The sequence below is a fragment of the Prosthecochloris sp. genome (assembly GCA_015482705.2).
Classification (GTDB): domain Bacteria; phylum Bacteroidota; class Chlorobiia; order Chlorobiales; family Chlorobiaceae; genus Prosthecochloris.
In genome coordinates this window covers 181,020-203,682 of sequence record JADMLA020000008.1, presented here as the reverse complement: position 1 = coordinate 203,682, position 22,663 = coordinate 181,020, and the positions used below count along the sequence as shown (strand labels likewise).

The 22,663-nt window shown below is 46.8% G+C and carries 21 protein-coding genes; 8 read left to right on the top strand and 13 right to left on the bottom strand.

Going from position 1 to position 22,663, the window contains the following annotated elements; genetic code table 11:
- Positions 1–10 precede the first annotated feature (10 nt).
- The 3 genes from QZ209_RS01895 to QZ209_RS01885 all read right to left on the bottom strand — a co-directional run bounded on the left by QZ209_RS01895 (position 11) and on the right by QZ209_RS01885 (position 4,737).
- Positions 11–1,774, bottom strand: coding sequence for a sodium:solute symporter family protein (locus QZ209_RS01895; RefSeq protein ID WP_294344124.1), 1,764 nt, complete (start codon positions 1,772–1,774; stop codon positions 11–13).
- Between the two features lie 73 nt (positions 1,775–1,847).
- Positions 1,848–2,759, bottom strand: a complete 912-nt coding sequence (locus tag QZ209_RS01890) for a PfkB family carbohydrate kinase (RefSeq protein ID WP_294344123.1) — start codon at positions 2,757–2,759, stop codon at positions 1,848–1,850.
- A gap of 52 nt (positions 2,760–2,811) precedes the next feature.
- Positions 2,812–4,737 carry an alpha-amylase family glycosyl hydrolase gene (locus tag QZ209_RS01885; protein ID WP_294344121.1) on the bottom strand — a complete coding sequence of 642 codons (1,926 nt, stop codon included), beginning with the start codon at positions 4,735–4,737 and terminating at the stop codon, positions 2,812–2,814.
- Positions 4,738–4,915: 178 nt separating this feature from the next.
- On the opposite strand from QZ209_RS01885, the gene truA reads away from it, so the two are divergent.
- The 6 genes from truA to QZ209_RS01855 all read left to right on the top strand — a co-directional run bounded on the left by truA (position 4,916) and on the right by QZ209_RS01855 (position 11,988).
- Complete coding sequence (gene truA / locus QZ209_RS01880) at positions 4,916–5,617, top strand: tRNA pseudouridine(38-40) synthase TruA (protein WP_294344119.1); 702 nt, start codon at positions 4,916–4,918, stop codon at positions 5,615–5,617.
- Positions 5,618–5,803: 186 nt separating this feature from the next.
- Entirely contained in the window at positions 5,804–7,594 is a 1,791-nt protein-coding gene (locus QZ209_RS01875; protein ID WP_294344118.1) for a LysM peptidoglycan-binding domain-containing protein, read from the top strand.
- A 210-nt stretch (positions 7,595–7,804) separates the two neighbouring features.
- Positions 7,805–9,010: a TRC40/GET3/ArsA family transport-energizing ATPase gene (locus tag QZ209_RS01870; RefSeq protein WP_294344117.1), complete on the top strand. Its 1,206-nt coding sequence runs from the start codon at positions 7,805–7,807 to the stop codon at positions 9,008–9,010.
- A gap of 434 nt (positions 9,011–9,444) precedes the next feature.
- Positions 9,445–10,512, top strand: a complete 1,068-nt coding sequence (locus tag QZ209_RS01865; protein ID WP_294344115.1) for a 3-deoxy-7-phosphoheptulonate synthase — start codon at positions 9,445–9,447, stop codon at positions 10,510–10,512.
- Between the two features lie 49 nt (positions 10,513–10,561).
- Positions 10,562–10,765 carry a DUF2892 domain-containing protein gene (locus QZ209_RS01860; RefSeq protein ID WP_294344113.1) on the top strand — a complete coding sequence of 68 codons (204 nt, stop codon included), beginning with the start codon at positions 10,562–10,564 and terminating at the stop codon, positions 10,763–10,765.
- 89 nt (positions 10,766–10,854) lie between these two features.
- Positions 10,855–11,988: a GNAT family N-acetyltransferase gene (locus tag QZ209_RS01855; protein WP_294344111.1), complete on the top strand. Its 1,134-nt coding sequence runs from the start codon at positions 10,855–10,857 to the stop codon at positions 11,986–11,988.
- A gap of 42 nt (positions 11,989–12,030) precedes the next feature.
- Here the strand turns inward: QZ209_RS01855 and QZ209_RS01850 are convergent, their stop codons facing one another.
- The 9 genes from QZ209_RS01850 to amt form a co-directional block, all read right to left on the bottom strand.
- Positions 12,031–12,681 carry an ABC transporter ATP-binding protein gene (locus QZ209_RS01850; RefSeq protein WP_294344109.1) on the bottom strand — a complete coding sequence of 217 codons (651 nt, stop codon included), beginning with the start codon at positions 12,679–12,681 and terminating at the stop codon, positions 12,031–12,033.
- Positions 12,678–13,418 carry a cobalt ECF transporter T component CbiQ gene (cbiQ, locus tag QZ209_RS01845; protein WP_294344108.1) on the bottom strand — a complete coding sequence of 247 codons (741 nt, stop codon included), beginning with the start codon at positions 13,416–13,418 and terminating at the stop codon, positions 12,678–12,680. The genes QZ209_RS01850 and cbiQ overlap by 4 nt, the downstream gene beginning before the upstream one ends.
- On the bottom strand, positions 13,408–13,893 hold the full coding sequence (locus QZ209_RS01840; protein ID WP_294344104.1) for a hypothetical protein: 486 nt from the start codon (positions 13,891–13,893) through the stop codon (positions 13,408–13,410). The genes cbiQ and QZ209_RS01840 overlap by 11 nt, the downstream gene beginning before the upstream one ends.
- Positions 13,890–14,486, bottom strand: coding sequence for a cobalt transporter CbiM (gene cbiM / locus QZ209_RS01835; RefSeq protein ID WP_294344102.1), 597 nt, complete (start codon positions 14,484–14,486; stop codon positions 13,890–13,892). The genes QZ209_RS01840 and cbiM overlap by 4 nt, the downstream gene beginning before the upstream one ends.
- 51 nt (positions 14,487–14,537) lie before the next feature.
- On the bottom strand, positions 14,538–15,341 hold the full coding sequence (locus QZ209_RS01830; RefSeq protein ID WP_294344100.1) for a DUF4198 domain-containing protein: 804 nt from the start codon (positions 15,339–15,341) through the stop codon (positions 14,538–14,540).
- Between the two features lie 58 nt (positions 15,342–15,399).
- On the bottom strand, positions 15,400–15,861 hold the full coding sequence (gene nikR, locus QZ209_RS01825; RefSeq protein WP_294344097.1) for a nickel-responsive transcriptional regulator NikR: 462 nt from the start codon (positions 15,859–15,861) through the stop codon (positions 15,400–15,402).
- A gap of 374 nt (positions 15,862–16,235) precedes the next feature.
- Positions 16,236–16,904 carry a hypothetical protein gene (locus QZ209_RS01820; RefSeq protein WP_294344092.1) on the bottom strand — a complete coding sequence of 223 codons (669 nt, stop codon included), beginning with the start codon at positions 16,902–16,904 and terminating at the stop codon, positions 16,236–16,238.
- 91 nt (positions 16,905–16,995) lie between these two features.
- Entirely contained in the window at positions 16,996–17,337 is a 342-nt protein-coding gene (locus QZ209_RS01815) for a P-II family nitrogen regulator (protein ID WP_294344090.1), read from the bottom strand.
- A 22-nt stretch (positions 17,338–17,359) separates the two neighbouring features.
- Positions 17,360–18,688: an ammonium transporter gene (amt, locus tag QZ209_RS01810; protein ID WP_294344088.1), complete on the bottom strand. Its 1,329-nt coding sequence runs from the start codon at positions 18,686–18,688 to the stop codon at positions 17,360–17,362.
- A 263-nt stretch (positions 18,689–18,951) separates the two neighbouring features.
- On the opposite strand from amt, the gene QZ209_RS01805 reads away from it, so the two are divergent.
- Both QZ209_RS01805 and pgi read left to right on the top strand, forming a co-directional pair.
- Positions 18,952–19,380 carry an ATP-binding protein gene (locus QZ209_RS01805; protein ID WP_294344085.1) on the top strand — a complete coding sequence of 143 codons (429 nt, stop codon included), beginning with the start codon at positions 18,952–18,954 and terminating at the stop codon, positions 19,378–19,380.
- Between the two features lie 177 nt (positions 19,381–19,557).
- Positions 19,558–21,201 (top strand): glucose-6-phosphate isomerase, encoded by a 1,644-nt coding sequence (pgi, locus tag QZ209_RS01800; RefSeq protein WP_294344152.1) that lies wholly within the window; start codon positions 19,558–19,560, stop codon positions 21,199–21,201.
- A gap of 276 nt (positions 21,202–21,477) precedes the next feature.
- On the opposite strand, the gene QZ209_RS01795 is transcribed toward pgi, so the two are convergent.
- Positions 21,478–22,506, bottom strand: coding sequence for an FAD:protein FMN transferase (locus tag QZ209_RS01795; RefSeq protein WP_294344084.1), 1,029 nt, complete (start codon positions 22,504–22,506; stop codon positions 21,478–21,480).
- Between the last annotated feature and the right edge of the window lie 157 nt (positions 22,507–22,663).

The following is a 22,663-nucleotide window of genomic DNA, read 5'->3' as shown; positions in this document are numbered from 1 at the left end:
GTTGATTGTGTTAATTGAGATTGTTCCATCCTTTACGGCTTAGATCGATATAGATGAATGTTCCGGCAAGCAAGGCGATTGCATAATAAACGATGGCTTGCTGATGTTCGCCGAAAATAAATTTTCCTGTTGCGAACAGGGTGGAATAAACCAGTACCACTCCTCCTGCCCAGTCTGCAAACAGCCTGAAAAAACCTTTATCCGATTCTATATGCGGCAGTTTTTCGGATACTTTTTTCCAGAGCACTCCTCCGACTCTTGTTTTCGAATAGAACGCCAGAAGTTGCTTTTCTTCGGTAGCTTGAGTCGCATAGGTGGCGATGAGGGTTGCGGCAATCGTGAACATCACGATAATGTAAATAGAGCTCGGAAACTCGATGTCGGTAAACAGCAGGATCCAGGTATACACCACAAACGGAGCGATCATGGAAACTATCTCCGACCAGGCATTCAGTCTCCACCAGTACCACCGAAGAATCAGCACGAATCCGGTTCCGGCCCCACACTGGATGATGAATTCCCAGGCTCCGGTTATGGTTTTCAGTACGAAAAACGTTATGAATAGCGCGAAAATAGCGACACCTGCGGTAAAAATTCTCGCAATGAAGACATAATGCTTCGACGATGCGCTGGTGTTGATGAAACGTTTATAGAAATCGTTGACCAAGTAGCTTGTTCCCCAGTTGAGATGCGTTGAAAGGGTAGACATGTAAGCAGCAAGAAAAGTGGCTATCAGCAATCCCTTCAGCCCTGGAGGAAGAATGGACTGCATGACATAGACAAAACCATCTTCTTTTTGCTCAAGAGGCAGGTCGGGGAACAGCACAAGACTTGCAAGTCCGACAATAATCCAGGGCCAGGGCCTGAGGCAGTAGTGTGCGATGATGAACCACAGGGTGGCGAGAAGTGAATGTTTTTCATCCTTGGCGCTCATCATTCTCTGGGCGATGTAACCGCCGCCTCCCGGTTCGGCACCGGGATACCACGAGGCCCACCATTGGACAAATGCCATGGCTGCAAATGACGCGAAAGTGAGTTCATATGCGGAGCCGAAACTGCCGGATGAGGTTTTGTCGGTTATCACAGGGAAAAAGTCGAACATCCATTCCGGAAGTGCTTTTGTCAGGCCTCCGGCTTGCGTGATTTCCGGCGCATCGAGGACCAATACCGCAAGGACAATGCATCCAGCCATCGAAATGACGAACTGTAACGTGTCGGTAATGGTGACCCCCCAGAGACCCGAAAGGCCGGAATACAGTGTGGTCAACAGGACACAGGCTACGATCACCATTTCGGGATTGAGTTCCGGCAGCATTATCTTGATGATTTTGTACATCGCGAGATTAACCCAGCCGATAATCACTGCATTGATGAACAAGCCGAAATAAACAGCCTTGAAACCGCGGAGAAATTGTGCGGGTTTACCGCTGTAGCGAAGTTCGATGAATTCGAGGTCGGTGAGGATGTTTGCTCGTCTCCATAGCCTTGCGAAGAAAAAAACGGTGAGCATACCTCCGGATACGAATGTCCACCAAAGCCAATTACCGGCAATGCCGTGCTTGGCTACCAGTCCTGTTACGGCAAGCGGCGTATCGGCAGCGAAGGTGGTTGCAACCATTCCGGTTCCGGCTATCCACCAGGGAAGCCGTCGACCGGAGAGAAAAAACTCGTTGACATTTTGAGACGCCCTTTTCGAGAAATAAAGGCCTATAAGCAAAGTGAGTGCCAAATATCCGGCAATGATGCTGAAGTCGAGGTTGGTGAGCTGCTCCATGTCTTTTCAGGGCTGGGTTGCAGTTAGGCAGGATAACCGTGTTTATGAGCCGGTTATCCTGCTGCAGATTTTCTTATTCCTCGATTTTAGAGAGGTCGAGGAAGCTCTGGTAACGGTCTTCTATTTCGAGCAGTTCGAGGTTGGCTAATTTCTCTGTTCCGAACTTTTCAACACAGAAGCTTGCCATGGCGCTTCCGTAAAGGACTGCTTTACGGAGTTCCGTATCGTTGATTTCTCCTGCTCTTGCCAGGTGTCCGAGGAACCCTCCGGCGAATGTGTCTCCTGCACCGGTTGGATCGTAGATTGATTCCAGAGGATATGCAGGTGCTGCGAAGATGCCGTTGTCGGTAAAGAGAAGTGCACCATGCTCTCCTTTTTTTATGATCAATGTTTTCGGTCCCATATTTCTGATGATTCTTGCCGATTTGACAAGGTTCGGATTGCCGCTGAGGAGTCGGGCTTCACTGTCGTTGAGAATGAAAATATCAACCCTTTCGAGCGTTTTTTTCAATTCTTCGGGTTTTCCTTCTATCCAGAAATTCATGGTATCGAGGATCACGAGGTCGGGGTTCGAAACCTGGTCGAGTACCTTCATTTGCAGTTCCGGATCGATGTTGCCGAGGCAGACGTATTTCGCTTCGCGGTACTGCGAAGGGATATGCGGGTTGAAATCTGCGAATACGTTGAGTTGTGTATCGAGGGTGTCCCGCGTGTTCATGTCATAATGGTACCGGCCGCTCCAGCGGAAAGTTTTGCCGTTGTCAATGACCTGAATTCCTTTGGTGTCGATACCGTTGTTGTGTAGAAGGCGGAAATGATCATCTTCAAAATCATTGCCAACGACACCGACGAGTTTGATTTCGTCAGAGAAGTAGCTGCTCGAAAGGGCGATATAGGTTGAAGAGCCTCCAAGGGTGTTGTCCGATCGGCCGAAAGGAGTTTCGATATCATCAAAAGCGAGGGAACCAACGACAAGTATAGACATAATGTGTAGTGATTAAAGATTTACGAGTAACGAAACAATTCTGTGTCTAAAATTAAACGGGAATTTCGAAAACCAAACACTGCCCTGGCTCGGTTTCGAGCTCCAGCCTGTGATTGGTTACCTGGTAAACAGTTCCTGAAACCATATCGGTTATCGTAAAACTCTTTCGGTGAAATTCCATATAGCCTGCGGCTTTATTTTCCGCATTGCTGTTTCCGATGAAAAGAAGATTAATATCGGTACCTTTACGCATGAGCGCAAAGAGGTCCGGGGAAGAGATGAATGGCAGCGAAAGGAACCCCGGTTTACCGTTTTGAATAATGTCGGCATATCTTTTGTGTAAAGATAACATGGTTGAGATAAAATCCGTGAGAGGTTCCTGCCCGTTGCAGTCTGACCAGTCGTAGCAGCCTGTGCTGAAAAGAGGGAGTTTTTCAGCGGGCCACTGTTTTCTGTCTGCATCGGTAAAATTCAGCCCGAGGTTTACCGGTTTCGACTCACAGATTTCCATCCCGGAATGAATGAACGGTACGGCAGGGAGAACCGCAGCGAGGCCGAATATGAATCTGGATCGGTTCCTGCAGGTTTCTTTTTCAGCAAGATTATGGCAAACCCTCGGTGTGTTGTGATTTTCACCGGTTCCAAAAAATGGAACGACAACACCTATTTTGTTCAGGTAGTTGAGTAGCCCTCTGATGTAAATCGGATCCTGAATCACAAACGGTAAGGAGCCGAAGACGGCATTGAACCCCTGATCCTTGATAGATGGGGACGGGTCGAAGTTTTCGTCCCAGAAGGCGAAATCAGGATCGTTCTTTCGTGCTTTTTCAACGACGGTGGTTTTCAGTGCGGAGGGAAGAGCGTGTCCCATATCGATCATTGCACCGTTGATCAAAAAGTGCTTCTGAAAATAGGGAATGATATCCGCAATGGTATTCCAGAGTTCTTCATTGAGATATTCCTGACGGTCGAGCGCAGTATCGTACATTCGTATCGTATTGTACGCGATATAGTTGAATGACTCGTGCCGATGCAATTTCAGGTAGGCGACATCTGTCCAGGGGGGCTGTTTGTCATCAGGGGGCCAGTCACAGAACCCGCTTGCCACGACACAGGAAGTTCCGTCGGCAGTCCGGCCTTGAGCTCCTTTTTCAGAGAGTGTTACGGTTTCGGGCGTTTGGGTGAATTGTCGCTTGAACGATTCAGAGGGTTCCGGTAGTTTGGAAAGGTCGTTTTTATCGACTTTTTCATAGATGGTATTGAGTGTTTCAGGATCAAAAACAGGAGGGGCATATGATTCCGGGGCAAAACCGTTTTCCGGATTCACTTCGAGCCAGTAATACCAATCGGGATGTTCCCTTACCCAGTCACTGTCAACGGAAGATGTTCTGAATACGAATTCGAGTACGACCCGCATTCCCATGTGGTGTGCTGCTTGTGTGAAGGCGGCGAACTCTGTGTCGGCAGAAAGGTCGAGTGCAGGTTCAGCAAGCAGGGGGTCTATTCGGTACGGGTTTTTTACGGCATACGGGGATCCAAGGTTGCCTTTTTTATATGCATTGCCCGGTATTGTTACCGGAAGGAGGTAAATCGTATTGATCCCGAGGCGTTCAAGGTAAGGTAATAAGGCTATCGATTTGAGGAACGTACCGGTTTCACGAAAACCGCAAGGAAGTGGATCGGCTGCTATAGCTCCGTTACTGTCGTGATCGAATGCTGTGGTGAGACGTACGAACAGGTTGTAAACAAAGCTGTTGCATGTCCATTCGCTCGCAGTTGAGCCAGGATTCGTAAACGCAGTGGGTTTGTGCGATAAAAGATTTTCAAGGATTTTTCCGTAATGATCTGCAGGATTGACCTGCTGTTTCCCTTTACGGTTGTTCTCCCAAATAGTAGGAACACAATACGATGAAGAAACACCGTTTTTCCTTACACGGTCAAGTGCGTTGACGACTGTTTCGAGGTGATGTAAGCTCAAATTTTCCGTATTACCGATGTTGAATTGGATCTGCAATATTGCTTCGCCTGACAAGAGAACAGGTGCTGGTTACAACCGAAAAATGGCTGCGGAGCGGAACTCTGAAGCGATCTAGTCAGGTACACTTAGGTAACTAATGTACATAAAGCTATTTTACTCCCCAATGAGGAATATTCGTATGACCATAGAGTACGACGGTACGGATTATGCCGGCTGGCAGAAGCAGCCTGGAAGAGTGAGTACTGTTCAGGGAGTGCTTGAAGAAACTTTGGGACGCATTGTTCAGGAGCGCGTTTCGATGACAGCGTCCGGAAGAACGGACAAGGGCGTTCACGCGAAAGGACAGGTGGCGAATTTCAGGACTTCGTCAAACTTGAGCCTCTATCGTTTATCTTATGCCATGAATTCTCTTTTACCTCCTGCGGTCCGTGTAATGGACATGGAGGCGGTTCCCGATGATTTTCATGCTCGCTACAGTGCGCTAGTAAGGGAATACCGGTATTTTCTGCTTGAAAAACCTTCGGCAATCAATCGAAGATACGCCGGTTACATTTCAAAACCGCTGAATCTCGATCAATTGAACCTCTGTGCAGGAGAACTTGTCGGTAAACACGATTTTTCGGTCTATTCCAGAAATAACGGTGCAGCAGACAATACTTTCTGTACGGTCTACAGTGCAGAGTGGCAACGCCATGGTGATATGGTGGTATTCAGGATTTCGGCAAGCAGGTTTCTCAGAACAATGGTTCGTTATCTGGTTTCAGCGCAACTCGAAGCCTCTACCGGTGAACTTGAAGATGTGCTTCGAACAGGTAAGCGTGTAAAAAAACTGGCGCCGGCTGACCCGGCCGGTCTTTTTCTCTGGCGTGTGGTGTATTAGTCGGAAAAAATTTTACGATGGAGAGCGCCTGCATGATATTGAAGAACGATCAACGTTCCGGCTACAGATCGCAATGCTTCGAACAAGCCGGTTGTAATAATGAAGAGGGGTGTTTATGTTTAAAACGTATGTTTCCGTTGTGCTGTGTCAGGAATTGTTGCAAACCTACTTAACGAGACGGTGTTTGTGAGAGTCGCTCATTGCTATATTATTTCAGCTATCCTCCTGTTTCTGCAGACTGCTGTTTTTTCCGACAGTTACGCAGGCAAGAAAAAAGTTGGAGCTGATGACTCGGCGGTGGCTGAAATACTGGACAGCTATGTGACGGCAACATATTTCAGCGACAGGAACTTCAAAAAGTGGAAAGACGGTGACAGTGAGGGGTACCCACTTACGTTTATTCCGCAGTTTGACGATGAAACCTATTCGGAAAGAATTGCCCGGTTAAACAGTCAAACACCGCTCAAGCTCACCTATAATAGCCATGTTAAAAGCTTTATCAAGCTGTATTCAGTTGATAAACGCAAGCTGACCGCAAAGATTCTCGGTCTGACCGAGATGTATTTTCCTCTTTTCGAAAAGAAGCTTCAGCAGTACAAAATTCCTCTCGAGCTGAAGTATCTGGCAATTGTAGAGTCGGCACTCAACCCGACTGCAGTTTCATGGGCGAATGCGAAAGGACTCTGGCAATTTATATATGGGACCGGAAAGATTTACGGTCTCGAATCGTCGGCATTTGTCGAAGACCGTTTCGATCCCGAGAAAGCAACCATTGCCGCCTGCAGGCACATGCGAGATCTCTATAATATATATGGGGACTGGTTTCTGGTGCTTGCCGCTTATAACTCTGGAGCCGGAAATGTTAACAAGGCTATTCGACGATCGGGCGGGGCCAGGGATTACTGGTCTATCTGGCCGCATCTTCCTTCGGAAACCAGGGGATATGTGCCTGCTTTTATTGCTGTTACCTATATCATGAACTATTACCGTGAACACAACATCAGTTCTATTGAACCGGTGTATTCGTATGACGATATCGGTACGGTTCGTGTTTCGGATGTTGTCGCTTTCGATCAGGTTAGCGAGGTTATCGGTGTTTCTGTCGAGGATCTACAGCTTCTCAATCCTCAATTCAAGCTGAACCTTGTGCCTGCAGGTGCCGGTAATCCTTACTATTTGAAACTCCCTAAGGAGTATCTCGGCAAGTTCAACCGAAAGGAAAAGAAAATATATGCTCACAAGACACGGCATGGACTTGACGGAGCGGCTTTGCTGGCAAAAGCTCGAGAAGTGAAGGCAGTTTCTCCCAAAGCTGTTTCTCCCAAAAAGCAGAAAAAAAACATACATGTCGTAAGGCGCGGTCAGACGCTGGCCTCGATAGCCAGAACATACCGCTGCTATGTCAGTGAGCTTATACGATGGAACAACCTGAAAAGTTCGAAGATATATCCCGGTCAGAAACTCAAGGTATTCGGAACACCAGCAACCGGGAGTTCAGGAAAACCTTCACTCGTGTATCACAAGGTGAAACGAGGTGAGAGTCTTGGTCTGATTGCCGGAAAGTATGGGGTCAGTGTGAGCAAGCTCGCTTCCTGGAACAATCTTGGACGGAAACGCACGATATACCCCGGTCAGAAGCTCAAGATTTATGGTGCGTCCGCCCGTACATCATCGAAAAAACCAAGTTACCACAAGGTGAAACGAGGTGAGAGTCTTGGTCTGATTGCCGGAAAGTATGGGTTCAGCGTGAGTAAGCTCGCTTCCTGGAACAATCTTGGACGGAAACGCACGATATATCCCGGTCAGAAACTGAAGCTTTCTGCACCGATCAAAATCCACAAAGTCAGAAGGGGAGAGAGCCTCGGCCTCATAGCAAGAAAATATGGGGTAAGTGTCAGTCAGCTCGTGTCGTGGAACAAGTTGGGCAGGAAACGTACGATATATCCTGGACAACGGCTTACGATCAAAGCAAAATAATGACTGTCGGGGCTACGCCTGGCCTGTGATTTCGTGAATGATCCTGTTTTTCGCAGAATCGTCGTTCGAGTACTTCAGTTTGTATGTAAAAAGGATAATTTTGTTATCTTTAGCCTTTTTGAAACAGTTTGCTCGGAATATGATGGGACAGGTGGCTTTTGGTGTAAGGGAAACTGCTTTTTAATTTCCATTAAAAGAGAATAATAACGTATGCGAAATATTATTTTTACGGGTAAGGGAGGAGTAGGTAAAACTTCTGTTGCCGCTGCAACGGCATTAAAAGCTGCTGATTTGGGTTTCAAAACGTTGATTATGTCAACGGACCCGGCACACAGCCTCGGTGATTCGCTCGATGTGAAACTTGGGCCTTCACCGGTCAAGGTGGCTGAAAATCTTTGGGGACAGGAAGTCAGTGTTTTCGGCGATCTCAATCTTAACTGGGATGTTGTCCGTGAGCACTTCGCACAGCTTATGGAGTCAAGGGGAGTTGAAGGTATATATGCTGAAGAAATGGGTGTGTTGCCTGGCATGGAGGAGCTTTTTTCTCTGTCGTACATCAAGCGGTATAACGAAGAGCAATTAGATTTCGATCTGCTCGTCGTCGACTGTGCACCGACGGGCGAAACACTTCGCCTTTTATCCTTGCCTGAAACATTCGGCTGGTTTATAAAGTTTATCCGCAATGTTGAAAAATACATGGTGAGCCCGGTAATCAGACCGTTGTCTAAAAAAGTGAAGAAAATAGACAGCATGGTTGCCCCTAAAGAAGTGTACGAGAAGGTGGATAACCTGTTTTCTTCTACAGAGGGGATTATCGATCTTCTTGCAGATGGCACGAAATCGACGGTTCGTCTTGTGATGAACCCTGAAAAGATGGTTATCAAGGAGTCCATGAGAGCTCTTACCTATCTCAACCTGTATGGAATTACTGTTGACAGCATCACCATCAACAGGGTGATGCCAGACCATACTCAAGATCCTTATTTCAAGAAATGGAGAAATATTCAGCAGAATTACATTCAGCAGATTAAAAACGCATTTTCTCCGATTCCGATCGGTCAGGTTCCGTTGTTTGATCAGGAAGTCGTAGGTCTCGATATGCTGCGGCAGGTTGGTGAAAAAGTTTACGGTGATAAGAATCCGACTGAAATTTTCTTCAAGGAAGACCCGATCGACATTCAGAAAGTGCATGATGGCCACTACAAGGTCAGGGTGAAACTTCCGTTTATGGAGGATATGGGCTTTGAGCCGAAGATTCTTAAAATGGGTGACGATCTCACTATCAGGATCGGGGATTATCAAAAGATCGTTGCGCTGCCGATTTTCATTGCCGGCCTGGAGTCAACCGGAGCAAGTTTCGAAGATGGATGGCTTACTGTCGATTTTGCCAAAGAAGAAGAACAGGCAGAAGTATAGTTTTTCCATACACCATATGGTTTATTATCAAAACCTGCCTTCCAAGGCAGGTTTTGATATTTATGGGGGGAGACAGCAAAAGACCTGGGACTAGATTGTGGCTTGACTTTCTCTCGTAAAAAGCAATGAACATACCCTGTATGGAGCGTTTTTTCCATCTCTGTAAGCATTTCTGTGACATACAATGGATAAAAGGTTTTTTCGAGTTCTTATTGACATAGAGTACTGTTGAAAAGGATTTGTCATCCCCTATGTTAACGACAGTCCAAAGAGCGGAAGGCCTGGAATTTATTATTCTTGCAGATGATTATTTATTACTGAGTTTTTTTATCTTCCTTGCTATTACAGGCAGTTTCATAACATTGTTGTTGCGAGCCCTGCTTCGAGATGGCAGGTTGCTTTCATGACACACGCTAGATTTTTTTGTATAGCCAATGCACAGGTTACAAGATATACGAGTTTCCAATATTACGCGGTTAACGACTCCACGTAACCTCAAGGATAAGCTCTTGGTGACAGGAGAGGTTGCCGATACGGTTGTTCAGGGGCGCCAAGAGGTGGAGCGCATTTTGTCCGGTGAAGATTCAAGGCTTCTGGTGATCGTAGGGCCTTGTTCTATTCATGACATCAATGCGGCTATGGAATATGCCCGCAGATTGAAGGGATTACGTGAAGAGCTGAAGGATGATCTCTGCATTATCATGCGTGTATATTTTGAAAAACCGAGAACAACAATCGGTTGGAAAGGTTTCATCAACGATCCACACCTTGACGGGTCTTTCGACATAGAGCATGGGTTGTATTATGCCCGCAAACTTTTGCTCGATATCAATGCGCTCGGTTTACCGGCTGCAACAGAATTTCTCGATCCTTTTACACCCCAGTATGTTGCCGATCTCGTGAGTTGGGCGGCGATCGGTGCAAGGACAATCGAGTCCCAGACGCATCGTCAGATGGCGAGCGGGCTTTCTATGCCCGTCGGCTTCAAAAACTCAACCGACGGACGGGTTCAGGTTGCAATAGATGCCATACGCTCGGCAATGCACTCACACAGTTTTCTGGGAATTGATCCTGACGGATACAGCAGCGTTATCACGACAACCGGTAACCCGTTTGGTCACATGGTTCTGCGAGGTGGTTCAGGGCGCCCGAATTACGATGCCGACAATATAGCGGACGCCGAAAGGCGTCTCGAAAAGGCCGGACTGTCAAAAAATCTTTTGGTTGATTGCAGTCATGCAAATTCAGGTAAACGGCACGAGCAGCAGTCAATAGTGTGGAACAGTATAGTCGAGCAGCGAGTGAGCGGGACCTTGAGCATTCTGGGGGTAATGATGGAAAGCAACCTCTTCTGTGGTAACCAGCCGTTCCCTGACAATCCGGCCGACTTACAGTACGGAGTTTCAATCACCGATGCCTGTATTTCCTGGGAAGAGACGGTGAAGCTTTTGCGGGAAGGCGCAATGAAGCTTCATGCGGTTTCTTCAAAAGCAGAAGCCTGATTTCATTTTGTACAATTGCATAACATATAACTTCAAGACAGCTACCATTATGAATATAGATCGCCTTGTTTTTGCCGTAGCGGGTTTTCTTATCGTGGCAAGTGTGCTTTTGTCGGTTTATCACAGCCAGTACTGGTTATGGTTTACAGGGTTCGTAGGGTTGAACCTGTTTCAAGCTTCTTTTACCGGCTTTTGTCCCTTGGCTAAAATACTCAAGGCTGCCGGTGTTGAACCCGGTAACGCTTTTAAATAAGTATAGTCGAATAGCAAGTTCGAAAGCCCCCTCTTTACAGGGGGTTTTTATTTCGTTACTCTCTCTGTCAAATCCAATTTAACAGTATTATGTCGGTTGAGATAAGGCGTGTTCAAAGTAAAAAAGAAACGAAGAGTTTCATAAAATTTGCCTGGAAAGTCTACAGGAAAGACCCGGAGCTCAAAAAATACTGGGTTCCTCCTGTTGTTGCAGATTATATGAAAACTCTTGACAAAGAGAATTACCCCCTCTATGATCATGCCGACATCGCTTTGTTCACCGCCTGGAAGAACGGACGTATGGCAGGAACGATCGCTGCAGTTGAAAACAGAAGGCATAACGAGATTCATAAGGACAAGACGGGATTCTGGGGTTTTTTTGAATGCATCAATGATCAGGACGTTGCCAACGCGCTCTTTGACTCGGCTTCACAGTGGCTGAGAGCAAAAGGTCTCGATTCAATGAGGGGGCCGGTCAGTCCTTCAATGAACGATCAGTGCGGTATGCTGGTAAAGGGTTTCGACAGTTCACCGGTGTTTTTAATGTTATACAATCCACCCTACTACAACAACCTTGTCACCAATGCCGGCCATAAGATCGGCCAGGAACTGCTCGCGTGGTATATCGATCAGGATCTTATCGACATCAAACGTCTCAGCAGGATAGCCAAGCATGTCATGAAGCGGGAACAGCTTTCGATCAGAACCATAAACATGAAGGATTTTGACAACGAGGCTGCAAAGATAAGGGATATATACAACAGGTCATGGGAAAAAAACTGGGGTTTTGTCCCCATGACCGATAAGGAGTTCGATTTCATGGCTAAAAGCATGAAACAAGTTGCAAAGGAGCACTTCATTTACTTTGTAGAAGATAAAGAAGGTAGGCCCATCGGTTTTTCATTGACGTTACCCGATATGAACATACCTCTCAAACATGTAAACGGTAATCCTTTTACACCGTGGGGGCTTCTGAAATTTTGGTGGTATGGGAGGAACATTGCTGCGTTCAGGACAATTGTTATGGGGGTTTTGCCTGAGTACAGGAACAAAGGGATAGATAGTATCCTCAATGCCCAGATCTCCGAATATGGAGGAAAACATGGGCTTTATTCGAGTGAAATGAGCTGGGTGCTTAAATCCAATGAAGCGATGAGCAAGCTTGCGAAGGTTATCGGCGGAATTCCGTACAAAGAGTATGTTATTTACGAGAAGGAATTGTAAAGAAAGTCAAAGGTCAAATAAAGCAGAAGCCGATTTTCTGTCTCAGCATTTTTCAAGCTGATTGTTTGTCAGGAGGTATTGGCTTGAGCATACTCGGTCGAGAATATTTCTATCGTGAGATGAGATGAGCAAGGTGCCCCTGAAACTGTCGAGATAGTCGAGTATTGTTTCGATTACCGTATCATCTATGCCGGCGGTTGGCTCATCGAGCATCAAAAGGTCCGGTTCAGTTACCAGTGTGCCGGCAAGTGAGACAAGCCGTTTCTGCCCCCAGGAAAGGTGAAAGGGGACTCTTTTTTTTAGATGTGCTATCTGAAATGTATCACAAAGTGCGTCGACTTTTTGGCGGGCATTTTCTCGTGATGTTCCCCGGTTCAGAAGTGCAAAGGCTATGTCTTCTTCGACGGTAGGGAGGAAAAGCTGATCATCAGGATCTTGAAAAAGAAGCCCGATTTTCAACCGTGTTTTTCTGAACTCATCGGGTGTTTTCATTACTTTTCCCCAGAGCGAAATACTGCCGGATGCCGGCTTTAGCAAGCCTGCTAACAGAAGGAACAAGGTACTTTTTCCTGAGCCGTTCGGAGCGCGTATTCCCGCTTTTTCACCTTTGACAATGGAAAGGTTCAGGTCGTTGAAGACTTCTACATGACCAGGGTAGGAGAAACTCAGGTTTTCGACGGTGATGCAATTCATAGCAACACAATGAGCATGAACAGACAGCTCATGGCAGCCATGAAAATCAGTTCACGCCGTTTCAGCGTAAAGTGGGTGAGAAGTGGAAACTCTCCGCGAAAGTTTCTCATCACAAGAGCGTTATATACCCTTTCGGAACGCTCATGGCTTTTAATGAAAAGCATGCCGGTAAAGAAAGCGTAAACTTTAATGGTATGGATATTCGTCGATGCGCGGAATCCTCGAGCCTCGAGCATACGAAGCATTTTTGAAAATTCATCGGCAAAGACACCAATGTAACGGTAAAAAAAGTAAAACATCGTAACAAGTTTGCCCGGAACCCGAAGATGAAGCATGGCGTGGGAGAGAGCGATGATAGTACTGGTGCCGGGAAGTGCTATGGTATAGAGGGCTATCGCATTGGTTTTGAGGGTTACCAGTAACGGTAGTGTTATGCCTTCCCGTGATATGCTCAAGGGCCCACTATTCCAGAAATGTTCGCCGGAAATGGTAAAAGGCATGGTGGCCCAAAGAAAAATCATGAACACGTTCACGGTGGCAAGTCTTTGGAACAGCAGACGGCTGTAAATTCCTGCAACGGCTGCGAGAATGATGCCGCCGGCAAGAGATGCTGTAACCTGGAGGATGTCTTGACTCAATGCAGTCAGCATAATCAGCGGTAGACAAGCAAGAAGCTTCATCCTTGGGTCGGTACTGTGAAGCGGGCTCCTGCCTTTTGAAAATGATTCAATCTGCATGTTGCTGTTTCCAGAGATACAAAAAGCTGAAAAAAGCCACTATGGCTACGAGCCCTGCTGCCATGGTCATCGTCTTGTTTAATACACCGGGAGTTTGGAGTTTTTCCATCGAGGTAGTCTGTTCATTGTTTTCGTTCATGGTCCAGCTTGCCCGGTGTCCCTGTCCGGCATCGAGAACAACCTTTATCGGTACGTTTTTTTCGAGAGAAACCGTAAATGTTCCTTTGCGGGATGTGATACCTGAAGCGAGAAGGTTGCCGTTTTCAAGGTCATAAACCCTTATCGAGCTGTTTTGTGCAGGATTGCCTCCTGAAAAATACCCTTCGCCATGAAGTTCAGTACCTTCATACCAGCAGAAAAGATTGACTTTATGGGCAAGAGCATTGGGTGAGGTAAGCAAAAATATTGCCAGAAAGAAAAAAAATAGAGCGCTTCCCGGCAAAATTTGCACAGAGGGTTGCAGTATATTTTTCATGAAGTAAGTATTTCCGGTTTGACCCTTTCAATGAACCGAAGAGCAAGGGCTGTGATCATGCCGTCAACGATCATGAGGGGGAGGTTTGCTGCAAAAACAAGCTTTGCTGCAGGTATGAACGGTTCCCCGGCAGTCACGAGAGAAAAACTTAAAAGCAGCGTGCTCAAAAAAACAGAAATAAATCCGCTGAAAAAGCCGGTTAGAAGCACAGAGATTTTTTTGCCCGACAGAAAAGGGGAAAAAATAAGAAAACAGGCAAGGGCTGGTAGTGCCATATTGAACGTATTGATGCCGAGAGTTGTAATGCCGCCGAACTGAAACAGCAGCGCCTGCAACAGCAGTGCTATCCCGACTGCGATGAAGCATGACCATCCGGTAAGAAGTCCGATAAATCCATTCATGACCAGATGGATGTTTGTCGGTCCCAACGGTATGTGGATGAATGAGACGATGAAGAAGGTTGATGAGAGCATGGCGGTTTTAACCATCTGCCGATCTTCTATTTTTTTCAAGCCAATCGCAACTCCCAATGCGCTTGCAGCATAGCCTCCGGCGAGAGTCGTCCATGGTAAAATTCCTTCTGAAATGTGCATGCTGCTTTTGCTTGATGGCTTGAAAGCCCAGTAGGCGCTTAGTGAGGAATTTTATTTGAAATCATCTGCTTTGACCCACAATACCGCACCGATCTCAACAGGTTTGGGTTCGCCATCATGCATGATGGTTCTGCTGTCTGTAGAGAGGGCGGCAAATCCCCACCAGCCCGATTTCGGGATGGCGTAGGTAAAGACCCCGTTTTTATCGGTTTTGACTACCTGTGTTATAAAGGGAGGTTTCGGTGCGGAGTTTTCACCGCTCCGATTGAAATATTCCACTTCAACTTCGCTGAAAGGAGAAGGTTTTCCATCGACCTTGACAATGCCCTGGAAGACATTGCCGGTATAAAGCCCGTAGGGCCGTGTAAGGGGAATTATTTCGGTCTTCAGGCCAAGCTCCGAATCCCAGCCATCCTCTTTGCCGAAAGCGTTTACGATAACTTTCGTGTAATGAACGATATAGCTGTCTTCAGCCGGTTCCCAGTAGGGTTTGGGTTCCATAAAAAATATGTGATCTCCGGGGTGTTTCACCGTATAATAAGCCCGCCATGCACGATTGGGAGAGGAATCGGCATACATAGTCAGGTTATGAGTCTTGAGCAGAGGGCTGAGCTGTTGTTTTCTGCCTTCACTGAAGACCCCGAACAGTTCCGGTTTTTCCATGTTCATCGATTGCCCTTCAAAAGGATGAGCGAACATGATGTTGACCGTCAGCGATGATTGACTCTGTTTTTCAACAATGTCTTCGGATGGAATAACCATGCCGAAATGCGCGTAAGCGTTTATCGGAACGAATGCTATCGTAAAAAGGGTTATTGCCGCCAGTGATTTCCAAAATGAGGTTGTACTTTTCATACCTTGTTTATTTCTACAGTTTAAAAAAGCCTGAGCCTGCCGTTTCCAAGTCAAAAAATCATGTTGCTTCTGTTGTAGCTTCATGGCTTTTTAATCTTGATTTTTGACTTATACGTGAGTTTCTTTCTCCGATAACGCTCATCACGAGTTCTCCATGAATTATACCCTTGACGGCAATCAGCTTGTCGGCAATTTCCTGCAATTCTCTCGCTTTACCTTTAAGCGTTATGGTTTCCATGCAGTGGCTGTGATCGAGATGAACGTGTTGGCAGCAGAGCACAAGATGATGATAATCGTGTTGTATCGTTGTCAGGTTGTTTTGCAGATTGGGTTTGTGATGGTCGTAGACAACGACAAGGCAGCCACTTACCTCCTGGTTACTTTTCCATTGTTCCTCTGTAAGATGCTTGTGGATAAGAAAACGTATTGCCCGAGACCGGTTGGGAAAAGCATGCGTTTCAACCAGCTTATCCAGCTCGTCCAGAAGCTCATCTTCGAGTGAGACGCCAAATCGTTTCATCGGTCAACATGACTATAGCGTTGTTGAGGAGGCACTGTTGATTCGGCAGGTGGGTCCGAAAATGACCAAAGAAAAAACTCAGAGTCCTGCATCACTTTTCAAACCTTGAATGTTTCTTGAATTCTTAATCCGGATAACAGTTTCTTTGCATCGTGTAGCAAAATGTCACTTGCTTTTCGGTTACAAGATAAGGTAACACATTTTTGAAAAAGGTGCTACCCTGTAGGGCGGTGTTGTTATGTGCAGAAAAAGAGAAAACGGACTTCTGCCCGTCTTCTCTTGTGGGGGAAACTATGCCTGCCGGGAGCGGGTACTGTTACTGGTGCAGCACTAACGGAGAAATTTTGCTCACGACAGGCAGATGTTTCCGATTGTCATGGCTGTAAGGTTACGCCGACAACAAGCCAGGATGTTTCCAGATCCGGGTTGACGATATAGGATGCCGAAAAGATATCTTTCGACACACTCAGTCCTACATTGACAATATCGAAATCCCCAGAGGCATCGCTGTCGTTTGTGTACATGCCGTCACCACCCCCTACAAAGAGGGAGGCACTGTAGTCATCTTTGTCATAAAAATTGTAGCCTGCTTCGAAGTACATCGAATTGTCATCGTCGCCGCTTACGTTGACAGCGCCGAACAGGTTGAATTTATCGGCATCGAATCCGGCTGCGAGTTCGACTGTGTGACTTCCGTCGTCACCCCAGTTGAAATAGTCGTCAAAGCCTCCGGTCGGAAAAAAGTAGTCGGTTATGGTGAAGCTGAAAGAATCGCCAATCGGAACGGTGACATAAAGGTCCGCTTCACTCGCATCGTCATCACTGATATCATATGAACCCCATGCACCGACCTCGATTCCGATACCGGGAAACGTATAGCTTAGCCATGGCTGCGCAGCGATGCCATCCCCGAACTGGGTGCCCCTCCACACATATCTGCTCACGACATCGGCACCAATGTCAAAGCCTTCGGCTTTAACGGTTCCGGTAAACAAAAGTACAAGACCGACAACGAGGGTAAAGAATTTGGATGTTTTTTTCATGATTGAACTTCCTTTTCGAGTATTGATTGTGTGTTGCTGTTGTTGATTCCCCGGAAAACACTTTTCCAAAAGGTTTTCCGGGTTTTTGTGATTAACCGATAGCATCGTTGCCTGTCTCTTCTGTGCGTATCCTGATGCATTTCGGCAGATCGAAGACGAAGATCTTTCCATCTCCGATTTCTCCTGTTTTGGCTCCCTTGATAATGGCGTTTATTGTTTTCTGCTCGAACTCTTCATTGACGCCGATTTCGAGTTTTATTTTTTTCAGGAGATTGATCTCGCTGGGAACTCCGCGGTAAACCTCTGTATATCCGCCCTGAGCTCCGCAACCCAGAACATTTGTTACGGTCATTTTATAGATTCCTGCTTCAGCAAGAGCGGCTTTGACGTCCGGCAGCTTGTGAGGCTGGATCATTGCTACAATGTATTTCATGCTATTGGCTCCTGTTTAGGCGTTACTGGTTTGAAAATATTTGGAAACCGTGGTAGGCTTCTTCCTCATGTTCGGAAATATCGAGGCCTTTCATTTCTTCGTCTCTGGATACTCTCAAAATGCCGGCAGCCTTGAGAATCAGGAAGAGCACGAACATGGTTGCAAATCCCCAAAGCGGAATGGCGATTGAACCGATAATCTGGGCTACAATCGGGTGTCCGCCGAAAATGCCGGTGGCAATTCCGCCCCAGATTCCATTGAGGCCGTGTACCGGCCATGCACCGACAGGATCATCGATTTTCAGCATGTCGAGCAGCTTGACACCTGCAACTATCAGGATACCGGCAACTGCACCTATAATGATCGCCTCATTGTAGGTGACCGAGTCACAGTTCGCAGTGATACCGACAAGTCCCCCGAGTACCCCGTTCATTGCCATGGTGAGGTCGGGTTTTTTAAACACGGTCCATGCGGCAAGCATCGCAAACACAGCACCGGCCGCCGCTGCAAGGAGTGTGTTTGTTGCAATAATCATCACGATATTCGTGTTATCCGCACCTGCAATCGCAAGCTGGCTTCCCGGGTTGAATCCAAACCACCCGATAAGCAGTATGAAGACTCCTAATGTGCTCATGGCAAGGTTATGGCCCGGAAGAGCATTCGGCGAGCCGTCTGGGTTGAAACGTCCAATACGCGGTCCGAGAACGATTGCAGCGGCAAGACCCGCAAAACCACCCAGGGCGTGAACCACCAGTGAGCCTGCAAAATCATAGAACCCGAGTTCGTTCAACCATCCGCCTCCCCATTTCCAGAAACCGCTTATCGGATAGATGATAGCGGTGATGACGGCGGAATAGATCAGGTATGCTTCAAACTTCATTCTCCCTGCAACCGCACCTGACACAATTGTAGCTGCAGTTGCTGCAAAAGCTACCTGAAAGAGAAAGTCTACAGCAGGATGTAGGTTTCCTCCTACTGCTTCAGGTGCTTCCATACTGACGCCGAAACCGCCGAATCCAAACCAGCCTCCTGTGAAAGCGTCGCCTGGATACATGAGTCCGTAGCCGATGATAAAGAACAACAATGCTCCGACCGATAGGTCCATCATGTTTTTGAACAGGATGTTGACCGTGTTTTTCGCCGAGTTCAATCCGGCCTCGACCATGGCGAATCCTGCCTGCATAAACAGGACGAGAACCGCTGCGATGAAAAGGAACATATTGTCAATGGCGTAGGCATTGATGCTTCCTGCATCAACGTTCTCGGCGGCAAGCAACGGTGGTCCGGGAATGATTCCAGCCACCAGAAGGCCGCATGAGATCAGGCCGAGTGATGTTACTGATGATTTCATGCGTGTTTTTTTTGAGTTGTTTAAATGATTCAGGTTTTTTGTCCTCTTTCTATAAATTTCTTAGAAGAAATCCTGTCATCAATATAATTTTTTAATAAAAAAATACAAATGTGTAATATTTTTTTATGATAAAGTGAGTTTTGAGTTTAATAAATAAGGCCTTTGTTGTACGTGTACAAATTGGCGGTTGTGTTCAAGCCTCTTTCGTCGTAACTTTTCTGCGGTAAGAATCCCGAAGAGAAAGAAGGTTACGTGCTGCTGTTATGGAGGTATCCAAGGCATACAAGCTATTGCTTTCAAGCAGTTATGATGAATTTCGAAAGCTTCATGATTTTCTTGAGGCGATGTCAGAACGTGAAGGTTTCAGTGAGGCGTTTCTTCAGGAACTTACGTTTGTTGTCAAGGAAGCGTTTGTGAATGCTGTAAAGCATGGCAACACCGGGAATGAGGCTTCAGTCGTGGGTTTGGGATTCGAGTCTCTTCGTGATGGAAATACCAGAACCCTTTTAATTGAAGTTGCAGATGCCGGAAATGGATTTGCGGTGCACGAAATTCATGACCCGACAAGCCCTGGCTTACTTATGGAGCCATCGGGGAGAGGGATTTTTCTCATGCGTGCGTTTGCCGAAATAATTGGACAGGAGAAATTCGAAAACGGTTGGAAGTTGCACCTGAGGATGAGGCCATATTAAAAAAAGAAGAAACAAACCGGGGGAGAAAAAGAGAGCGTTTTTTTTCTTGGAACATCCTTTTACATGATAAAGGCCGATCATCCCTATGCGATCGAGATGGTTATCGCACAGGAAGGATGCTTCAGGCCAGAAAGCTGTTCAAATCAGCATTTCAACAACTCAACAGATTATTATTCTATGACGTTACAAAACAGTCGGGCCTGGAAAGCATTGGAGCTTCATAATAGGGAAACAGAAGAGCTGCATATGAAAGATCTCTTTGCAGAGGATGCAGAGCGGTTCGAGCGTTTCTCGATTCGTACCGGTGATCTGCTTCTCGATTACTCGAAAAACAGAATCAACGAAAAAACCGTAGAGCTTTTGATTTCTCTGGCAGAAGAAGCCGATGTCGAGGGTTACCGTGAAAAAATGTTTGAGGGTAGTAAAATAAATTTTACCGAACAGAGGGCTGTTTTACATACCGCGCTACGACAGCCGGAAAGTTTTCGGATGCAGCTCGATGGGCAGACCATTGGTTGTGATGTGAGGGAGGTGCTCGCCCAGATAAGGAGTTTCTGTGGGCTTATCCTTTCGGGTGAATGGAAAGGATACAGTGGGAAGGCAATCACCGATGTAGTCAACATCGGAATCGGTGGATCAGATCTCGGGCCTTACATGGTGACAGAAGCTCTTAAACCTTTCGCCAATGGAGCGGTCAAAGTTCATTTCGTTTCCAATATCGACGGGACACATATTATTGAAACATTGCGGGAGCTCGATGCTGATACAACACTGTTCATCATTGCTTCAAAAACATTTACCACACAGGAAACCCTCACCAACGCGCATACAGCAAGACAATGGTTTCTCGGTGAAGCTGTCGATGAATCATTCATCGCCCGGCATTTCGTTGCAGTTTCAACCAATCGGGAAAAAGTAGAGGAGTTCGGCATCGATGCCCATAATATGTTCCGTTTCTGGGATTGGGTTGGTGGACGTTATTCCCTCTGGTCATCCATAGGCCTTTCCATTGCGCTCTATATCGGGTTCGAAAGATTCATTGAACTGCTTGCAGGTGCGCATGCGATGGACGAGCATTTTCTTTCAGCTCCGTATGAAAAGAATGTCCCCGTTCTTTTGGCCCTTCTTGGGATCTGGTACAATAACTTTTTCGATGTTCACTCCCATGCAGTGATTCCATACGATCAGTATCTGCACCGTCTCCCTGCATATCTTCAGCAGCTCGATATGGAAAGTAACGGCAAAAGAATCGATCGGGATGGTAATGAAGTCGGATATGCTACGGGTCCGGTTATCTGGGGCGAGCCAGGAACCAACTCTCAGCATGCCTTTTTCCAACTGCTGCATCAGGGGTCGAATTTCATACCAGTAGATTTTATCGTTCCCCTTAAAAGCCAGAACCAGGCAGGGAAACATCATGATATTCTGCTTGCCAACTGCTTTGCCCAGACTGAAGCGCTAATGCGTGGCAAGACAGCAGAAGAGGCGGAAAAGGAGATGCGTGATGCTGGTATGCCGGAAGAGCGAATCGAATTGCTATTGCCTCATAAACTGTTTCCCGGCAATCGCCCGACCAATACCCTCGTTTTTTCGGAAATCAACCCATACAACCTCGGCAGCCTGATCGCGATGTATGAGCATAAGGTATTCGTGCAGGGCGTGCTATGGAGGATCAACTCGTTCGACCAATGGGGTGTTGAACTCGGCAAGCAGCTTGCTAAAGCTATCTTGCCTGAAATTCAGGGAGAGCAAGATGCCAAAACGCATGACTCATCGACCAACGGGTTGATCAACCTCTACCGTAAGTCCAGAGGTTCATAAACCTGCTTCGCTATTCAGGAGCTTCGTTGATCCCGATTTTTCTGTCGGGATCGGGATTCGGGAGAGTATGTCTCTCAAAAGCAGTGATCTCTCTTTTTCAGTCATCCCCGGACCTGACCTGTGAAATTCAAAACCACTATTTCACAGGTCTTACCCGGTGATCGATCTTTTTCCCAACCGCAATATGGATGCCGGATCGAGTCCGGCAAGACTGCCTGTAAGGCATTTGGCTTTTCCTTTTCAGTCATTCCCGTGCTTGACACGGGAATCCATCGTTTACTTTTTTCTTATTTCCTCGATAAACTCACCGATATTCGGGCTTTTGAAAATCCCGTCTTTGGCGTCGATCAAAATGAAGGCAAGTGAAGGGTCCTGCTCCACAATACGCAAGGCCTTTTTCTGTCCGAGAATGAAGAACGCCGTGGCGTAAGCATCGGCTTTTGCCGGATCCTCCGAAAACACCGTAACGCTTTTGACTCCTCGGGCAGGGTAGCCTGTTTTCAGGTCGATGATGTGGTGGTAACGGATGCCTTCGTGCACAAAATAGCTTTCATAATCACCGCTTGTCGCGATGCCGCAGGCTTTGACGACACCGAATGCAATCAGTGGCGTCTTTTGTTTCGTATCGGGATTTTTGATGCCTGACATCCATTGCCGCTCACCCTTTTTTCCCTTGACATAGAGATCACCTCCAGCATTGATGATATAGTTATCGATACCGTACCTTTCCAGTACTTCGCCGGCACGCAAAGCGGCATACCCTTTTGCGATTCCCCCGAAACCTATTTCCATGCCCATCTTTTTCAGGAGAAGGGTTTTTTGCAGAGTATCGAGATCGATCTGCTTGTAATCGATCAGGGTCAGCACTTTTCGAATGCTGTCAAGAGGAGGCGGAGAGGTTTTTTCCTTGACATTCCAGAGCCTGCCGATCGGTTTGAATGTCACATCGAATGCTCCATCCGTTATGCGGGCTATTTCCAGTGCTTTCTTCGTTACCGTTATAACGGACTGAGGAACCCCAACGGATCCAATCCCGGCTTGCCGGTTGACTTCGGAAACCGGACTTGCCGGCTGCCACTCGCTCAGCTCCGACTCCAGCTCCGCAATTTCACGGAATGCGGTGTCAAACGCTTCCTGTGCTTTCTCCTCCGCATCACCTTCCGCAACCGCCTTGATCTTCATCACCGTTCCCATCATTACTTTTTCCTGCTCGTAGATGCGGAGGGTGTCCGCTGGTTGTGCGCAGGAAAAGAGCGTGAAGAGGAGAATTAGAACATTCAGGTGTCGTATTTGGTGTGGTTGCATTCTTTGTGCTTGGCGCTTGCTTATTGAGAGGACTGTTGATGCTAAATATACTAAGAAGGAAGATGCGCTGAAATGGATGTAGTGACTTATTAGAGCTAAAGTTGTTCTCCATTTTTGGGAATGCTGTTCTTCGAATTGGAATAAAAAGGGGAATAAG

What these genes read in the sequence shown, in the direction of transcription:
- QZ209_RS01895 (WP_294344124.1), bottom strand. Translation starts at nt 1,774, where the DNA reads ATGGAGCAGCTCACCAACCTCGACTTCAGCATCATTGCCGGATATTTG.
- QZ209_RS01890 (WP_294344123.1), bottom strand. Translation starts at nt 2,759, where the DNA reads ATGTCTATACTTGTCGTTGGTTCCCTCGCTTTTGATGATATCGAAACT.
- truA (WP_294344119.1), top strand. Translation starts at nt 4,916, where the DNA reads ATGACCATAGAGTACGACGGTACGGATTATGCCGGCTGGCAGAAGCAG.
- QZ209_RS01870 (WP_294344117.1), top strand. Translation starts at nt 7,805, where the DNA reads ATGCGAAATATTATTTTTACGGGTAAGGGAGGAGTAGGTAAAACTTCT.
- QZ209_RS01865 (WP_294344115.1), top strand. Translation starts at nt 9,445, where the DNA reads ATGCACAGGTTACAAGATATACGAGTTTCCAATATTACGCGGTTAACG.
- QZ209_RS01860 (WP_294344113.1), top strand. Translation starts at nt 10,562, where the DNA reads ATGAATATAGATCGCCTTGTTTTTGCCGTAGCGGGTTTTCTTATCGTG.
- QZ209_RS01855 (WP_294344111.1), top strand. Translation starts at nt 10,855, where the DNA reads ATGTCGGTTGAGATAAGGCGTGTTCAAAGTAAAAAAGAAACGAAGAGT.
- QZ209_RS01850 (WP_294344109.1), bottom strand. Translation starts at nt 12,681, where the DNA reads ATGAATTGCATCACCGTCGAAAACCTGAGTTTCTCCTACCCTGGTCAT.
- cbiQ (WP_294344108.1), bottom strand. Translation starts at nt 13,418, where the DNA reads ATGCAGATTGAATCATTTTCAAAAGGCAGGAGCCCGCTTCACAGTACC.
- QZ209_RS01840 (WP_294344104.1), bottom strand. Translation starts at nt 13,893, where the DNA reads ATGAAAAATATACTGCAACCCTCTGTGCAAATTTTGCCGGGAAGCGCT.
- cbiM (WP_294344102.1), bottom strand. Translation starts at nt 14,486, where the DNA reads ATGCACATTTCAGAAGGAATTTTACCATGGACGACTCTCGCCGGAGGC.
- QZ209_RS01830 (WP_294344100.1), bottom strand. Translation starts at nt 15,341, where the DNA reads ATGAAAAGTACAACCTCATTTTGGAAATCACTGGCGGCAATAACCCTT.
- nikR (WP_294344097.1), bottom strand. Translation starts at nt 15,861, where the DNA reads ATGAAACGATTTGGCGTCTCACTCGAAGATGAGCTTCTGGACGAGCTG.
- QZ209_RS01820 (WP_294344092.1), bottom strand. Translation starts at nt 16,904, where the DNA reads ATGAAAAAAACATCCAAATTCTTTACCCTCGTTGTCGGTCTTGTACTT.
- QZ209_RS01815 (WP_294344090.1), bottom strand. Translation starts at nt 17,337, where the DNA reads ATGAAATACATTGTAGCAATGATCCAGCCTCACAAGCTGCCGGACGTC.
- amt (WP_294344088.1), bottom strand. Translation starts at nt 18,688, where the DNA reads ATGAAATCATCAGTAACATCACTCGGCCTGATCTCATGCGGCCTTCTG.
- QZ209_RS01805 (WP_294344085.1), top strand. Translation starts at nt 18,952, where the DNA reads ATGGAGGTATCCAAGGCATACAAGCTATTGCTTTCAAGCAGTTATGAT.
- pgi (WP_294344152.1), top strand. Translation starts at nt 19,558, where the DNA reads ATGACGTTACAAAACAGTCGGGCCTGGAAAGCATTGGAGCTTCATAAT.
- QZ209_RS01795 (WP_294344084.1), bottom strand. Translation starts at nt 22,506, where the DNA reads ATGCAACCACACCAAATACGACACCTGAATGTTCTAATTCTCCTCTTC.